The following is a 16,338-nucleotide window of genomic DNA, read 5'->3' as shown; positions in this document are numbered from 1 at the left end:
GTCCTCAAGCGCCGGACGGGCTGGTTTTGGCTGGGCTCAGCCGAATCCGGAGCCCGTCCGGGTTGATGGGGACAGCCTCAGCCAATCCAGCCCGTCCGGCGCTTGAGGACACAGGCACAACCAGCCCGTCCGGCGATTGAGGACACCGCCGCGCAGCGGAGGTGCGGCCCGACAACCGACCGGCCGGCCCGGCCTACGGATCCCCCTCGGCGTACACGGCCCGCAGCTCCTGTTTCAGCGATCGCTGGAACGCCGTCACCAGGGCCTGGACCACCAGCGGCTGCATATGGGCCGACAGGGACTTCATCGCCTCGATGTTGCCCGTGTCCACCTCGCCCTGGAAGAGCCGCGTCAGCTCCCGGGCCGTGGAGCGGGCGTGGTCCAGCAGTACCGTACGGGCCGCGAGGATCGTCTCCAGTGCGATCGGCACGTCCAGCAGGCGTACCCCCAGACCCAGCAGCCCCGGGTCCACCCGGAACGTTTCCTCGTCGCCGCTCCCGCCTTCCCGCCCGCCCATCCGTTCCAGGCGTTCCAGGACGTTCAGCGCGGCCAGCCGGTCGATGTCCTCCTCGGCCAGCGCCCGCCCGGCCCGCCGCTCCAGTTGGGCGCGGGTGGTCTCCTCCGCCGTGTCCGGCAGCCAGGAAGCCACCAACGCCCGGTGGATGGCCAGGTCGTGTGCGCTCAGGTCGGGCGGGAGCTGCCGCACATAGCGTTCGATGGCCGCGAGCGTCAGCCCCTGGTGCTGCAGCTCCTCGATCAGCGCCAGCCGGGACAGATGGTCCGGCCCGTAGTGCCCGACCCGGCGCGGGCCGATCCGCGGCGGGGGGAGCAGGCCGCGGGTGCCGTAGAAGCGGACGGTCCGGACGGTGACCCCGGCGCGGGCGGCCAACTCGTCGACGGTGAGGGTGGGTTCCCCGGTATCCGTGGCCATCGACGGCGCCTCGCTCTCTCTTCCGGCTCGGGTCCGGTTCTCGCCCGGCTCAATCGGGTTCAACAGTATTGCTGTACCACCACCCCTGTGAAACCTTCCCTCTCGACCGGTCGTCAGCCCAAGGCCCACGGACACCGACCCCTGGAGGCCGCATTGACCACGCCCGCGCGCCGTCGACTCCCCGCCGCACCGGACGAACTCACCCTCCCCGCGCTGCTGCTGCGCAACGCCGCGCAGTACCCCGGCCTGCCCGCCCTGACCTGGTGCGAACCCGGCACCGCCGCACCGCGCACCCTTACCTGGGCGCAGGTCCGCGCCCAGGTCGCCGCTCTCGCCGCGGGCTACGCCGCGCTCGGTGTCGGGCGCGGCGACCAGGTGCTGATGATGATGGGCAACCGGCCCGAACACTGGCTCGGCGACCTCGCCCTCGTCCACCTCGGTGCCGTCCCCGTATCGGTCTACGGCACCTCCTCGCCCGAGCAGGTCGCCCACATAGCCCGGCACAGCCGGGCCCGGCTGGCCGTGCTCGAAGGGGCCGGCGAGCTGGCCCGCTGGGAGCCGCTGACCGGCGACGACACCGTCCCGCTGGAACGGCTGGTGGTCGTCGACGCGGCGGCGGCCGGGCGGCACACCCCCTACACGGCGCTCACCGCGCGGCAGGCCGCGCCCCACGACGACGCGGCCTTCGAGAAGGCATGGCGGCAGGTGCGCCCGACCGACCCGGCGACCGTCGTCTACACCTCGGGCACCACCGGCGACCCCAAGGGCGTGGTGCTCACCCAGCGCGCCGTGCTGCTCGACTGCGCCGGCATCGACCGCGTGGTCGAACTCCCCGAGCACGTCGAGCACCTCTGCTACCTGCCCTTCGCACACATCGCCGAGCGGGTGCTCGGCATCTACCTCCCCCTCCTGCGGGCCGCGCACGTCCATCTCTGCGACGACCCGGCCACCATCGCCGCCCGGGTCCGCGAGCTGCGCCCGGCGGAGTTCTTCGGGGTGCCACGGGTGTGGGAGAAGCTGACCGCGTCGGTACGGGCCGCGCTGGAGGGGCTGCCGGAGGAGCGGCGGCGGGTGATCGAGGCGGCGGGCGAGACGGCCCGCGCGCACGTGGCGCACCGGGCCCGGGGCGAGGAACCGCCGGCCGCCCTGGCGGCCGCCTATGCCACGGCCCGGCAGCGGGTGCTGGTGCCGTTGCTGGCCCTGGCGGGCCTGGACCGGCTGGAGTGGGCCGGCAGCGCCACCGCGCCGATGCCCGGGGAAGTCGTCGACTTCTGGACCGGGTTCGGCATCGTCATCATGGACGGGTGGGGGCTGACCGAGACCTCCGGCGTGGTCACCCTCAACGCGCCGGCCCGCTTCCGTCTCGGGTCCGTGGGCCGCCCGCTCGACGGGGTGGAGGTGCGGACCGCCGCCGACGGCGAGCTGGAGGTGCGCGGCGAGATCGTCTGCGCCGGCTATCTGCGGGCGGACGGTTCGGTGGAGAGCGCGACGGACGCCGAGGGATGGCTGGCGACCGGTGACATCGGGCGGATCGACGAGGACGGTTACGTCTGGGTCGTCGACCGCAAGAAGGAGATCATCGTGACCTCGACGGGCAAGAACGTCTCGCCCGCGCTCGTCGAGAACGCCCTCAAGGAACACCCGCTCGTCGGCCAGGCGTTCGTCCACGGTGACGGGCGGTCCTACCTCGTCGCCCTGCTCGTCCTCGACGGGGAGCTGACGCCCTCCTGGGCCGCCCGGCACGGCATCGACGCCGACCCGGACACCCTGGTGGACCACCCGGCCGTACGCGCGGAGATCGACCGGGCGGTGGCCGCGGCCAACGCGCGCCTGAACCGCACCGAGCAGATCAAGCGCTACCGGGTGCTCAACCGCGAGTGGGGGCCGGAGAGCGGCGAACTGACGCCCTCGCTCAAACTGCGCAGGCGCGTCGTGCGGGAGCGGTACGCCGCACAGATCGAGGAACTCTACGCCCCCTGAACGCGACGGCGGCCCGCCACCCGCGCGACGCGGGGTGACGGGCCGCCCGGCGGCAGCCGAGGGGTGGATCAGTGCCTGTGCGCGCTCTGCGCGGACTGGATCTTCTTCCACGACTTGGGCTCGGCCACCTTGCCGGGCCGGTCGGCGGAGACACCCTTGCCCGCCTTGCCCGTGGTGGCGGCGGTCTTGCCGATGCCCGCCTTCGCGGCGCTCGCCTTCGAGGGCTTCGACGGGGTGAACAGCCAGGTGTCGAAGAGCTTCTGGAGCGGCTTGCCCGACGCCTTCTCCGCGAACTTCACGAAGTCCTGGACCGAGGCGTTGCCGAACTTGTTCGCCGTCGGCCAGTCCTTGAGGATCGCGAAGAACGCCTTGTCGCCCACCGTGTTGCGCAGCGCCTGGAGGGCGATCGCGCCACGGTTGTAGACGGCGGTGTGGAACTGGTTCTCCGCACCCGGGTCGCCCGGCTTGACCTTCCAGAAGGCGTTGTCGGCCGGAATCGAGGTGTAGAGATAGTCGGCCAGCTCCTGGGTGGTGCCCTCGCCCTCCTTGTCCGACCACAGCCACTGCGAGTACGTCGCGAAGCCCTCGTTGACCCAGATGTCACGCCAGTTCTTCACCGAGACGCTGTCACCGAACCACTGGTGCGCCAGCTCGTGCACGACCACCGAGGCGTTCGCGCCGTTCGCGAACTGCTTGGGGCTGTAGAACGGCCGGGTCTGGGTCTCCAGCGCGTACCCCGAAGGCACGTTCGGCACATAGCCGCCGGCCGCGTTGAACGGGTAGGGGCCGAAGACCTTGCTCTCCCAGTCGAGGACCTCGGTGGTGCGCTCGATGCTGGCCCGCGCCGACGCCGCGTTGTCCCCCAGGTCCTTGCTGTAGGCGTTGAGGACCGGCAGGCCGTTGGCCGTGGTGTCCGTCGTGATGTCGAACTTGCCGACCGCGAGGGTGGTCAGATACGTGGCCTGCGGCTTGGTGGCGCGCCAGTTGTAGCGCGTCCATCCGAGCTTCGAACTCTTCGACGCCAGGACGCCGTTGCTGATCGCCTGGACATCGTCCGGTACCGACACGGAGATGTCGTACGTGGCCTTGTCGGTCGGGTGGTCGTTGCCGGGGAACCACCAGATCGAGCCCTCCGGCTCACCGGCGATGACCGCGCCGTCCGGCGTGCGCATCCAGGCCGTGGACCCGTCGACCTTCACCTGGGACGGCACGCCGCTGTAGCGGACGACCACGCTGATCTGCTTGTCCTTCTCCAACGGGGCGGCGGGGGTGACCTCGACCTCGTGGGAACCGGACTTCGCGAACGTGGCCTTCTTGCCGTTGACCAGCACCTCGCTCACATCGAGCGCGAAGTCGAGGTTGAAGCGGGACAACGCCTGGGTGGGGGTGGCGATCAGGGTCGCCGTGCCCTCCAGCTTGTCCGTCTTCGGCTGGTACTTCAGCCGCAGGTCGTAGTGGGAGACGTCGTACCCGCCGTTGCCCGCGGCCGGGTAATAGGAGTCTCCGACGCCCGGCGCCCCCGGCGTGGCATCGGCTGCCGACGCCGGGATCGCCAGCAGCAGGCAGGCGGCGGCCGCGCTCGGAACGATGAGTCTGTGACGCACGAATCCTCCAACTCGTCAGGGAGAACGATCAATCACTCGCACCCTATGTACTCACTGTGGAGGAGGCCATGTCCATGGCCAATCCCGACATGTGATCGACATGCGGCTGTCATCAGTGCGTTCCCGGCCACCTCATGAGTCCCGGTCCGAGTGCTCCCGCCCCTTCTGTACGGCAGTTGACTCACGCTACGGTCCGGCCGTGCCCAAACGCGCGCGGGACACCCGCATACCCGTGGAAACGTTCACCGTCGCCGTCCTGGCCGTCCTGGCCGCCGTACTCGCCCTGTTGCCGACGGCGGCGCACGCCGCGCCCACGCCGGCGGGCAGCGGGCCACGGGCCGGGCGGAGCGAACCCGTCTACTCCTACGACCGCGCCGTGCGCGAGTCGGTATGGGTCGACATCGGCCTCGACGGTGACGGGGACGGCCGCACCGACCGGGTCGCCGTCGACATCATCCGCCCCCGGGAAGCCGCCGAACACGGCCGCCGGGTACCGGTGATCATGGATGCCAGCCCCTACTACTCCTGCTGCGGACGCGGCAACGAGAGCCAGAAGAAGACCTACGACGAGCGGGGGAGACCGGTCGGGTTCCCGCTGTACTACGACAACTACTTCGTGCCGCGCGGCTATGCCGTCGCCCTCGTCGACCTCGCCGGAACCAACCGTTCCGACGGTTGCGTGGATATCGGCGGCCGCTCCGACGTCCAGTCCGCCAAGGCCGTCGTCGACTGGCTGGGCGGCCGCGCCCACGGCTACCGCACCCGCACCGGCACCGAGGCCGCCCCGGCCGACTGGACCACCGGCGACGTCGGCATGATCGGCAAGAGCTACGACGGCACGATCGCCAACGCCGTCGCCGCCACCGGCGTCCAGGGCCTGCGCACGATCGTCCCCATCGGGGCCATCAGCTCCTGGTACGACTACTACTTCGCCCGGGGCGCCGCGCTCTTCGGCAGTGGCCCCGACCAGCTCGCGAACGGTGTCGAGAGCCCCGAGGCACGCGGCCGCTGCCAGGCCGTACAGCGCGCACTTGTCGAAGGCGCACCGCGCAACGGCGACTGGACCCCGCTGTGGAGCGCGCGCGACTACGTCCCCCACGCCGACCAGGTCCGTGCCAGCGTCCTGGCCGTCCACGGCATGCAGGACCTCAACGTCCGCACCAAACACTTCGGCCAGTGGTGGGACGCCCTCGCCGTAGGCGGCGTCGAACGCAAACTCTGGCTCTCGCAGACCGGCCACGTCGACCCGTTCGACTTCCGCCGCGAGACCTGGGTCACGACCCTGCACCGCTGGTTCGACCACTACCTCCTCGGCTACGACAACGGAATCGAACGCGAGCCGATGGCCGATGTCGAACACGCCCCCGACCTGTGGCGCACCGACCGCATCTGGCCGCCGCGCGCCACGGCCGCCACCACGCTGCGCCCCGCACCCGGAACCGCCCCGGGCGTCGGCGCCCTCGGCCTCGCACCGGCGCCGCCCGGCACCACCGAGGTGTTCACCGACGACCCCGCGAAGAACGAGAGCGACTGGGCGGCCCGCATCGACACCACCACCCCCGACAAGGCCGGATTCACCACCCCGCCGCTCACCCGTGAACTGCGGCTGTCCGGATCCTCCCGGGTGAGCCTGACGGTCACCCCGTCCACCACCTCCGCCCACCTCTCGGCCGTCCTCGTCGACCTGGGCCCGGCCACCGTCCGCGACTACGCGGCCGCCGGGGAAGGAATCCGCACCCTCGCCGACCGCACCTGCTGGGGCAGCAGCGCCACGGGCGACAGCGCCTGCTACAAGCGGACGGAGGCCGCGACGGCGCAGGTCGGCCACACCGTCTTCAGCCGTGGCTGGGCCGACCTCGGCCACCACGCGGACCCCGCCCAGGGCGGCCCGCTGACCCCCGGCAAGCCGTACACCATCACCCTCGACCTGGCGGCGAGCGACCACGTCGTCCCGGCGGGCCACCGCCTGGCGCTGATCGTCGCGGGCACCGACGCGGGCCTCGTCCGGCCGGCCTCCACCACGCCGCGACTGACGCTGGACCTGAACCGCACCACCGCCCGGCTCCCGCTCGTCGGCGGCTACGCGGCCTTCGCCCGGGCGACGACGCGCCGGCCGTGAGCCCGGTCGGCGGCGCCTCGGCCACCGGCCGGTTGTGCCGCCCGCGGCGGCGGGCGCCCTACGGGCGGACAGAACACGTCAGCCCGACCCAGCGGTGGCCCCCCGGAGGGAAACCGGTTCGGGAGGGATGGGCTCAGCGGCTAAAGTCGAAGGTCTTATGAGTGCCACTCTCGTCGCCAAGGACCTCGCCGCCGGACACGGCGACCGCACCCTTTTCTCCGGGCTCGACCTCGTCGTCGCGCCCGGTGACGTCATCGGCCTCGTCGGGGCCAACGGCGCGGGGAAGTCGACGCTGCTGCGCCTGCTCGCGGGGCTCGACACCCCCGAGGCGGGTGGTCTCCGGCTCAGCCCGCCGACCGCGAACGTCGGACACCTGCCGCAGGAGCCCGAGCGACGGGACGGCGAGACCGTGCGGGCCTTCCTCGCCCGCCGCACCGGCGTCGCCGAGGCCCAGGCCACGCTCGACGACGCCACCCAGGGGCTCGTCGACGGCGCGCCGGGCGCGGACGACGCGTACGCCACGGGCCTCGACCGCTGGCTCGACCTCGGCGGCGCGGACCTGGACGAGCGCGCGGCGGAGGTCGCCGGCTCCCTCGGCCTCACGGTCGACCTCGACCGGCCCATGACCAGCCTCTCCGGCGGCCAGGCGGCCCGCGCCGGGCTCGCCTCGCTGCTGCTCAGCCGCTACGACGTCTTCCTCCTCGACGAACCCACCAACGACCTCGACCTCGACGGGCTGGACCGCCTGGAGAACTTCGTCACCGGACTGCGCGCCGGCACGGTCCTGGTCAGCCACGACCGTGAGTTCCTCGCCCGCACGGTGAACAAGGTCCTCGAACTCGACCTCGCCCAGCAGCAGGTCACCCTCTACGGCGGCGGCTACACCGCGTACCTGGAGGAGCGCGAGCGAGCCCGCCGGCACGCGCGCGAGGAGTACGACGAGTACGCCGACACCCGCGCCGCCCTGGAGGCCCGCGGCCGCATGCAGCGGAACTGGATGGACAAGGGCGTCCGCAACGCCCGCCGCAAGTCCACCGACAACGACAAGATCGGCCGCAAGCTGCGCGCCGACGCCACGGAGAAGCAGGCCGCCAAGGCCCGCCAGACCGAGCGGCTCATCGAACGGCTGGACGTGGTCGAGGAGCCGCGCAAGGAGTGGGAACTGCGGATGGAGATCGCCGCCGCGCCCCGCTCCGGCGCGGTCGTCGCCACCCTGCGCGGCGCCGAAGTACGCCGTGGCTCCTTCACCTTCGGCCCCGTCGACCTGCAGATCGACTGGGCGGACCGGGTCGCTATCACCGGAGCCAACGGTTCCGGCAAGTCCACGCTCCTCGCGGCGCTCCTCGGCCGGCTGCCGCTGGACGCGGGCGGCGCGACGCTGGGCCCCGGCGTGGTGGTGGGCGAGGTGGACCAGGCACGTGGCCTGTTCTTCGGCGACGAAGCGCTGCTGGCCGCGTTCGAAGCGGCCGTACCGGAGGTGGAGCCGGCCGACGTCCGCACGCTGCTCGCCAAGTTCGGCCTCAAGGCCGCGCATGTGCTGCGCCCGGCCGCGACGCTCTCCCCGGGCGAGCGCACCCGCGCCGCGCTGGCCCTCCTCCAGGCCCGGGGAGTCAACCTCCTCGTCCTCGACGAGCCCACCAACCACCTCGACCTGCCGGCCATCGAACAACTGGAGTCCGCGCTCGCCTCGTACGACGGCACGCTGCTCCTGGTCACCCACGACCGCCGCATGCTGGAAGCGGTCCACACGACGCGCCGCATCGAGGTAACGTCCGGCCGCATCGCGGAGCGCTGACGCGCTCAACGCGCCGGTTCCCGCCCGCACCACCCGCTGCGCGGCGGTGTCCTCAAACGCCGGGCCGGGCTGGTGTGGGGTGTCCTCAAGCGCCGGACGGGCTTGATGGCGGTGTCTTGAAACGCCGGACGGGCTGCTGTGTTGTGTCTTCAAGCGCCGGACAGGCTGGTTTGGGCTGAGCCCAGCCAAATCAAGCCCGTCCGGCGATTGAGGACGCGCCCGCAGGGCGCTTGCCGCCGTAGGCGGCGTAGGCGGCGCAGGCGCCGGCCCGGCCAGGGCTACCGCTTCGGGTTCAGCAAGCCCGCCCGCCGCAGCGCGTCCGCCATCGCATCGTTCGACGGGGCAGCCGCCGCGCGGGCCGGTGCCGTGCCGCCGCGGCGCTGCTGCGGGGCGGCGGCACGGCGGTCGGCGCCGCGGCTGCCGCGCGCGCCCCGCGCCTCGCGGGCCGCAGGCCCACCCGTACCGCCACCGCCGGACGGCGACTCGTCGTCCAACCTGAGCGTCAGCGAAATCCGCTTGCGCGGAATGTCCACGTCCATGACCTTCACCCGTACGATGTCGCCCGGTTTGACCACATCCCGCGGGTCCTTCACGAACGTCTTCGACATGGCCGACACATGCACCAGACCGTCCTGGTGCACGCCCACGTCCACGAAGGCACCGAAGGCGGCCACGTTGGTGACGACGCCCTCCAGCAGCATCCCCGGCGTCAGGTCGCCGATCTTCTCGACGCCGTCCTTGAACGTCGCCGTCTTGAACGCCGGACGCGGGTCGCGGCCCGGCTTCTCCAGCTCCCGCAGGATGTCCGTGACCGTCGGCAGGCCGAAGGAGTCGTTCACGAAGTCCGCCGGGCGCAGCGAGCGCAGCGTCGTCGTGTTGCCGATGAGGGAGGCGACCTCGCCACCCGTCGACTTGATCATCGCCCGCACCACCGGGTACGCCTCGGGGTGCACGCTGGACGCGTCCAGCGGGTCGTCGCCACCGCGGATGCGGAGGAAGCCCGCACACTGCTCATAGGCCTTCGGACCGAGCCGGGCCACGTCCTTCAGTGCCCGGCGGGACCGGAAGGGGCCGTTGGCGTCACGGTGGGCGACGATGTTCTCCGCCAGGCCCGCGCTGATGCCCGACACGCGCGAGAGCAGCGGCGCGGAGGCCGTGTTGACGTCGACGCCCACACCGTTGACGCAGTCCTCGACGACCGCGTCGAGGGAGCGGGAGAGCTTCACCTCGGACAGATCGTGCTGGTACTGCCCGACGCCGATCGACTTGGGGTCGATCTTCACCAGCTCGGCCAGCGGGTCCTGCAGCCGCCGGGCGATCGACACCGCGCCGCGCAGCGACACGTCCAGATCCGGCAGCTCCTGCGAGGCGAAGGCCGACGCGGAGTACACCGACGCCCCGGCCTCCGACACCATCACCTTCGTCAGCTTCAACTCCGGCTGCCGGGCGATGAGGTCCGCCGCGAGCTTGTCGGTCTCGCGCGACGCCGTGCCGTTGCCGATCGCGATCAGTTCCACGTCGTGCTCACGGGCCAGCCGGGCCAGCGTCGCCAGCGACGCGTCCCACTTCTGCTGCGGGACGTGCGGGTAGATCGTCTCGGTCGCGGCGACCTTGCCGGTGGCGTCCACGACGGCGACCTTCACCCCCGTGCGGAAACCGGGGTCGAGCCCCATCGTGGCACGGGTGCCCGCGGGCGCGGCGAGCAGCAGGTCCCGCAGGTTCGCCGCGAAGACCCGGACCGCCTCGTCCTCGGCGGCCTGCCGCAGGCGCAGCCGCAGATCGATGCCGAGGTGGACCAGGACGCGGGTGCGCCAGGCCCAGCGGACGGTGTCGGCCAGCCACTTGTCCCCGGGCCGCCCCCGGTCGGCGATGCCGAACCGCCGGGAGATCGCCTGCTCGTACGTGCTCGGGCCGCCGTCCTCGCGCGGCTCCTCCGGTTCCAGGGTGAGGTCGAGGACCTCCTCCTTCTCGCCCCGCAGCATCGCCAGCACCCGGTGCGAGGGCAGCTCGGTGAAGGGCTCGGCGAAGTCGAAGTAGTCGGCGAACTTCGCGCCCGCCTCCTCCTTGCCGGGCCGCACCTTCGCCGCCACGCGCCCGCGCGACCACATGCGCTCGCGCAGGTCGCCGATCAGGTCCGCGTCCTCCCCGAAGCGCTCGGTCAGGACGGCCCGCGCGCCCTCCAGCGCGGCGGCGGCGTCGGCAATGCCCTTCTCCGGGTCCACGAAGGCCGCGGCCGCGGCGAGCGGTTCGACGTCGGGGTCCCGCAGCAGCCCGTCCGCCAGCGCCTCCAGCCCGGCTTCCCGGGCGATCTGCGCCTTGGTGCGCCGCTTGGGCTTGAAGGGCAGATAGATGTCCTCCAGCCGCGCCTTGGAGTCCGCCTCGCGGATCCGCGCCTCCAGCGCCGCGTCCAGCTTGCCCTGCGAGCGCACGGACTCCAGGACCGCCGTCCGCCGGTCCTCCAGCTCCCGCAGATACCGCAGCCGCTCCTCGAGGGCGCGCAACTGCGCGTCGTCGAGCATCTCGGTCGCTTCCTTGCGGTAACGGGCGATGAACGGCACCGTCGACCCGCCGTCGAGCAAGTCGACGGCCGCCTTCACCTGCCGCTCCCGCACGCCGAGCTCTTCGGCGATCCTGCCTGCGATCCTGCCTTCGGTCGACGTACCAGCTGCCGTCACGATCACGCTCCGCTTTCTCTTCGGGCTGCGATCTGCATTGTGGCAGGTACCGCCGACGGCACCGCCCGCCGCCGCGTGTTCCCTCGCGCGGCGGCGGGCGGCCTTCGTGCCGGGGCCTCAGCCGCGCAGGTCCGGCGGGAACGCGCCCGCCTTGACGACCGCCGTCGCGAAGACCGTCGCCAGCTCGGTGAGCCGCTCCACGCCCGCCGCGCCCAGGTGCTCGTACGGGCCCGCGTCCAGCCGGTCCGTGGTGTCCTCCAGCTCCTCGCGCTGCTTGACGCCGGTCTCCGTCAACTTCCCGTCCGCGTCGAGCAGTCCCCGCTCCCGCAGCCGCTCCCGCCCGGCGGCCAGCTCCTCCTCGCTCCAGCCGCGCGTGGCCAGCAGCCACTTCTCGGACATGCCCTGGCCGCTCGCGGCGTGGCAGAGGATGGCCTCCACCGGTCCGACACCCGCCGTGGCCAGCGCCATCACATGACCGTCGCCGCGGTGCTCGCGCAGCAGCGTGGCGGCGTGCCAGTAGGCGAGGTGCGGGGCGTCGGGCACCGGCAGATCGGCGTGCGCGGAGTACAGCGGGCGGGCGGCACGGCTACAGCCCTCCGTGGCGCGCAGCGCGAGTTCGGCCGCCTCGGCCATCTCCGCGGAGTCCACGACGTCGTCACCCAGCAGCCGCCGCATCATGCTGTCGCAGGCACGCAGCCGGGCCTGGAGGACGTCCTGCGGCGAGGCGACGTCCCACAGTCGCGGGATGAACCCGGCCACCAGTTCGTGCTTGAAGTTGTAGAAGGCCGCCGTGATGGTGCCCGCCCCGACCCGGCCGAAGGCGGCGCCCCGTCCGGCGAAGTAAGCGCCCTCCTGGAGACCGAGCCGTCCCAGCTCCTCCCGCAGGTCCGGCGAGAAGTACAAAGCGGAGTGCACGGTGTTGACAGCATTGTGGCAGCGCCGACCGGCGCGCTCGGGCAGAGTGGTCATGTCCCGCACGTTACCCACTAGTTGACAGGGGTGGTAGGGCGGGGTGGCTCCCGCCGGGTCTTCGGTTACCGGCCCGTCTCGCCGCCTCTCGCCTGGCCGGCGGTCTTTTCGGCTACGGGCTGTCTTTGCCGCCTGCGGCGGCGGGCGCCCTGCGGGCGCGTCCTCAAACGCCGGACGGGCTTGATTTGGCTGGGCTCGGCCGCCAGTACTGGCGGCTGATGTGGACGGCCGCAGCCACCCAGCCCGTCCGGCGATTGAGGACACCCCACAGCAAGCCCGTCCGGCCCGAGGACACCGCACAGCAGCCCGTCCGGCGATTGAGGACAACGCCGCGCGGGCGACGGCGCCCGCTAGCGCGGTCGGCCCACCGTCCAGCCGAAGCGTGGCGCTCGGCGTTCCAGGAAGGCGGTCACGCCCTCGGCGGTGTCGCCGCTGGTGCGGGCCTGCTCCGCCCAGTACGCGAGGCGCTCGGGGTCCTCCCCGGAGCCCGGAGCCGTCGTGAATTCCTTCGCCGCCGCCTGGGTCAGCTGTGAGCGCGAGGCCAGCACCCGGGCGAACTCCGTCACCCGCTTCTCCAGCGCGTCCCGCGGCCACACCTCGTCCACCAGGCCGGTGCGCAGCGCGCGTTCGGTGTCGATCAGCTCGGCGGAGAAGAGCAGGTACTTCGCCGTCGCCGGGCCGACCAGGTCCACCAGTCGCCGGGTGGACGACGCCGCGTAGACGATGCCCAGCCGGGCGGGGGTGATGCCGAAGGACGCCCCTTCGGCCGCGAACCGCAGATCGCACGCGGCCGCGAGCTGGCAGCCGCCGCCGACGCAGTGGCCGCGCACGGCCGCGACCGTCGGCTTGGGGAACGCGGCGAGGGCCTCCTCGGCCGCGACCGCCAGGTCCCGGGATGCCTCGGCGCCCTCGGTCAGACTGGAGATGTCCGCGCCCGCGCAGAAGGTGTCCCCCTCGCCGGTCAGGACGAGGACACGGACGGCCGGGTCGGCCGCGCACCCCGCCAGCAGACCGGGCAGCGCCCGCCACATGTCCGTGGTCATGGCGTTCCGCTTGGCGGGGTTGGCGATGCGGACGGTCGCGACACCGTCGGCGGTGTCCAGATGCAGTGCGGGCTCCATGCGCCGGATGCTATCCGGGCGCGATCATGCGATCCGGCCTATGATCCGAGCAGGGGGCGCTACGAGGAGGCGCTGATGTCCGCAGCCCGCAGGCGACAGGACGGGCGGTCCGGCCCCCATGGCGAGCTGAGCCGCGGCTTCGGCCGGCTCGCGCTGCTGGGCGGGGTGCTCGTCGTCGCGGGGCTGGTGGGCCTGGCCTATGTCGCCTTCGCGACCCTCACCACCATGATCCTCTTCGGCTGGCTGCTGCTGGTGGGCGGCGTGGTCGGGCTGCTGCACGCCTTCCAGTCGCGGCAGAGCAACTTCTTCTGGCTGGCCGTGGTGGTCGCCGCGCTGAATCTCGCCGCGGGCGTGGTCGTGCTCCGCCGGCCGGAGGGCGCCGCCGAGACCCTGACGATGTTCGCGGCGCTGCTCTTCCTGGCGGGCGGGGTGTTCCGGCTGGCCGGCGGCCTGGTGGTGCGCGGCCCGCAGTTCGGCTGGACGCTGGTGCAGGGCGCGTTCGGCCTGCTGCTGGGCGTTCTGGTGCTCGCCGACTGGCCGCACAGCAGCCTCTATGTGATCGGCACCTTCTTCTCCCTGGCGCTGCTCTTCGACGGCCTCGGGCTGATCGCGATCGGGGTGGGCGGACGCCGTGTGGTGAGCCTGGTGGAACAAGCGGGACGCGAGGGACAGCAGGGGCGAGACGGGCCGGCGGGGCCGGGGACGGCGGGGGGACCGGGGCCGTCGGCCGCCGCGCCCCCGGACTGATCCAGGAGTCTGATATTCCACATCGTTCATGGAACGCGGAACACGGCGACCGAAACCGGTCACCCGGGAATCCGAATGCCGCGACCTCGGTCAAATGTCATCGGTAAGTGATGATTTCTACACAGTGCGCCGGTGTGGACCTTTATATTCCCCAACACTCGTGGATGCGGCACAGCCACGGTGAGGGGTTGGTATCGGACATGGAAATCCTCGGGAGCGTCCCGCCCGAACCGGGGCGGGTCGCCCCGCTCCGGAGACCGATGGAGTACGACGGCACCTGGCGGTTCACCGCCCCCGCACTCGACGCCTCCGTGCCCCAGGCCCGGCACGCGGTCCGCGATCTGCTCCGGCACCAGGGCGTCCGGCTCCGCGACGACCTGTTGCACGGGCTGCTGCTGATCGTCTCCGAGCTGGTCACCAACGCCGTACAGCACGCCGCGCTGCTCTCCCCGGAGGTGGCCGTGGAGGTCTCCCTCGGCCCGGACTGGGTGCGGGTGGCCGTCGAGGACAACCATCCCTACCGTCCCAAACCCCTGGAGGCGGACGACCGCCGCACCGGCGGCCGGGGACTGCTGCTGGTCAAGACCATCTCGGAGGAGGCCGGCGGCCGGTGCGACGTCGAGCACACCGCGAGCGGCGGCAAGGTGGTCTGGGCCGCCCTGCCGCTCCTCGCGACGGCTACCAGCCCGCCGCGTCCCCGGTGATCTCCCGCACCACCGGCCGGGCGGCGTCCAGCACGGTCGTGAACCACGCGGAGAAGGGGTACTCAGCCATCAGCGCGTCCAGCTCGGCCGGGGTGACGAACGCCGTCTCGCCGATCTCCTCCGGATCCGGGCGCGGCTCGGCGGTCACGGATCCGACGAAGAGGTGGTTGTACTCCTGCTCGACCAGGCCCGAGGCCGGGTCGGGGTGGTTGTAGCGCACGGTGCCGGCCTCCCGCATCAGCGCGGGGGCGAGCCCCAGCTCCTCGCCGGTGCGCCGGGCGGCGGCGACGAACGGAGGCTCGTCGGGGTACGGATGGCCGCAACAGGTGTTCGACCAGACCCCGGGGGAGTGGTACTTCCCCAGCGCCCGGCGCTGGAGCAGCAGCCGGCCGCGGTCGTCGAAGAGGAAGACCGAGAAGGCACGGTGCAGTCTGCCGGGCGCGACATGGGCGGAGAGCTTCTCGGCGGTGCCGATGGTTCTGCCGTTCTCGTCGACCAGCTCCAGCATGATCGGTTCAGCGGCGGATACGGAGTCGGCGGAGCCCTCGGCTGATGTGATCGGCATTGACCATCCTCTTTGTCGGTCTTCGATTGACAAGTCTGCCGTACGCGCCCCCGGCGTCAGTGACAGAGTTTGGCTTCGTGCGCGGCATGTCCGCTGGGCTCCAGCTGGAACGTGCAGTGCTCCACGTCGAAGTGCTCGCCGAGGCAGCCCTGCAGGTCGTGCAGCATCTTCTCGTGGCCCCCGCCCTCCAGCGCCCACTGGTCCACCACCACGTGCGCGGAGAGCACCGGCATTCCGGATGTGATCGTCCACACATGGAGGTCGTGCAGGTCCACCACCCCCGGCAGCGCCGTGATGTGCGCCCGGACCTCGTCCATGTCGACGTCCTTCGGCGCGGCCTCCAGCAGGATGTCCAGGGCCTCACGCAGCAGCTTCACCGTGCGCGGCACGATCATCAGACCGATCACCAGCGAGGCTACGGGGTCCGCCTGGGTCCAGCCCGTGGCCATGATCACCAGGGCCGAGATGACCACCGCCAGTGACCCCAGGGCGTCCGAGAGGACCTCCAGGAACGCTCCGCGGACATTGAGGCTCTCCTTCTGGCCGCGCATCAGCAGGGCCAGCGAGATCACGTTGGCGACCATGCCGACGAGACCGAAGACGACCGTCATGCCGCCCGGCACGTCCGTCGGGTTGATCAGCCGGTCGACGGCCTCGAAGAGGATGTAGCCGCCCACGCCGAGCAGCAGCAGACAGTTCAGCAGCGCCGCCAGGATCTCGGCGCGCGCGTACCCATAGGTGCGGCGGACGCTGGCCGGCCGGTTGGCGAAGTGGATCGCCACCAGCGCCATCGAGACGCCCACCGCGTCCGTGGCCATGTGCCCGGCGTCCGCGAGCAGGGCCAGCGAACCGGTCAGGGCGCTACCGATGATCTCCGCGACGAGCACCGTGAGCGTGATGCCGAGCGCGATCCGCAGCCGCCCCCGGTACGCGGCGGCCGCGGTGCCGCTCGTACCCGGCGGCGGTCCCCCGTGCGAGTGGCCGTGGTCGTGCCCTGCGCCCATGAATGCCGCCTCCCGAAACCGTCGCACACCCGGCCGACGAACATCGGCCGGGCCCTCAGTGAACTACGGGAGGGGGGTATTGGCAACGCGGCACTGAACACCGTTGTCATTGCCTCTGACCTGC

Annotated in this window: 12 protein-coding genes; 5 read left to right on the top strand and 7 right to left on the bottom strand. The window is 72.0% G+C overall.

Annotated elements, in window-relative coordinates:
* Positions 1-193: 193 nt before the first annotated feature.
* Positions 194-931, bottom strand: a complete 738-nt coding sequence (locus ACZ6MA_RS09370) for a MerR family transcriptional regulator (protein ID WP_469432380.1) — start codon at positions 929-931, stop codon at positions 194-196.
* Positions 932-1,084: 153 nt separating this feature from the next.
* On the opposite strand from ACZ6MA_RS09370, the gene ACZ6MA_RS09365 reads away from it, so the two are divergent.
* Positions 1,085-2,911 carry an AMP-dependent synthetase/ligase gene (locus ACZ6MA_RS09365; RefSeq protein WP_469432378.1) on the top strand — a complete coding sequence of 609 codons (1,827 nt, stop codon included), beginning with the start codon at positions 1,085-1,087 and terminating at the stop codon, positions 2,909-2,911.
* A gap of 68 nt (positions 2,912-2,979) precedes the next feature.
* Here ACZ6MA_RS09365 and ACZ6MA_RS09360 read toward each other — a convergent pair whose 3' ends face one another.
* Entirely contained in the window at positions 2,980-4,515 is a 1,536-nt protein-coding gene (locus tag ACZ6MA_RS09360) for a M1 family metallopeptidase (protein ID WP_469432376.1), read from the bottom strand.
* 100 nt (positions 4,516-4,615) lie between these two features.
* Between ACZ6MA_RS09360 and ACZ6MA_RS09355 the strand changes: the two genes are divergently transcribed.
* Together ACZ6MA_RS09355 and ACZ6MA_RS09350 are read left to right on the top strand one after the other, a co-directional pair.
* Positions 4,616-6,634 (top strand): Xaa-Pro dipeptidyl-peptidase, encoded by a 2,019-nt coding sequence (locus tag ACZ6MA_RS09355; RefSeq protein ID WP_469432375.1) that lies wholly within the window; start codon positions 4,616-4,618, stop codon positions 6,632-6,634.
* Positions 6,635-6,791: 157 nt separating this feature from the next.
* On the top strand, positions 6,792-8,429 hold the full coding sequence (locus tag ACZ6MA_RS09350; protein ID WP_469432373.1) for an ABC-F family ATP-binding cassette domain-containing protein: 1,638 nt from the start codon (positions 6,792-6,794) through the stop codon (positions 8,427-8,429).
* Between the two features lie 278 nt (positions 8,430-8,707).
* Here ACZ6MA_RS09350 and ACZ6MA_RS09345 read toward each other — a convergent pair whose 3' ends face one another.
* The 3 genes from ACZ6MA_RS09345 to ACZ6MA_RS09335 all read right to left on the bottom strand — a co-directional run bounded on the left by ACZ6MA_RS09345 (position 8,708) and on the right by ACZ6MA_RS09335 (position 13,194).
* On the bottom strand, positions 8,708-11,104 hold the full coding sequence (locus tag ACZ6MA_RS09345) for a Tex family protein (protein WP_469432371.1): 2,397 nt from the start codon (positions 11,102-11,104) through the stop codon (positions 8,708-8,710).
* 117 nt (positions 11,105-11,221) lie between these two features.
* Positions 11,222-12,073: an SCO6745 family protein gene (locus ACZ6MA_RS09340; RefSeq protein ID WP_469432370.1), complete on the bottom strand. Its 852-nt coding sequence runs from the start codon at positions 12,071-12,073 to the stop codon at positions 11,222-11,224.
* A 350-nt stretch (positions 12,074-12,423) separates the two neighbouring features.
* On the bottom strand, positions 12,424-13,194 hold the full coding sequence (locus tag ACZ6MA_RS09335; RefSeq protein ID WP_469432368.1) for an enoyl-CoA hydratase/isomerase family protein: 771 nt from the start codon (positions 13,192-13,194) through the stop codon (positions 12,424-12,426).
* A gap of 75 nt (positions 13,195-13,269) precedes the next feature.
* On the opposite strand from ACZ6MA_RS09335, the gene ACZ6MA_RS09330 reads away from it, so the two are divergent.
* A complete protein-coding gene (locus ACZ6MA_RS09330; RefSeq protein WP_469432367.1) occupies positions 13,270-13,941 on the top strand; it encodes an HdeD family acid-resistance protein in 672 nt (223 codons plus the stop codon).
* 200 nt (positions 13,942-14,141) lie between these two features.
* Positions 14,142-14,645 (top strand): ATP-binding protein, encoded by a 504-nt coding sequence (locus ACZ6MA_RS09325; protein WP_469432366.1) that lies wholly within the window; start codon positions 14,142-14,144, stop codon positions 14,643-14,645.
* Here ACZ6MA_RS09325 and idi read toward each other — a convergent pair.
* Both idi and ACZ6MA_RS09315 read right to left on the bottom strand, forming a co-directional pair.
* Positions 14,620-15,210, bottom strand: coding sequence for an isopentenyl-diphosphate Delta-isomerase (idi, locus tag ACZ6MA_RS09320; protein ID WP_469432365.1), 591 nt, complete (start codon positions 15,208-15,210; stop codon positions 14,620-14,622). The genes ACZ6MA_RS09325 and idi overlap by 26 nt on opposite strands.
* 56 nt (positions 15,211-15,266) lie before the next feature.
* A complete protein-coding gene (locus ACZ6MA_RS09315; protein ID WP_469432364.1) occupies positions 15,267-16,214 on the bottom strand; it encodes a cation diffusion facilitator family transporter in 948 nt (315 codons plus the stop codon).
* Positions 16,215-16,338 lie beyond the last annotated feature (124 nt).

The sequence above is a fragment of the Streptomyces sp. NPDC042259 genome (assembly GCF_055582085.1).
Note: the sequence above shows the minus strand (reverse complement) of the source record. Positions and strands in the feature narration are given on the sequence as shown.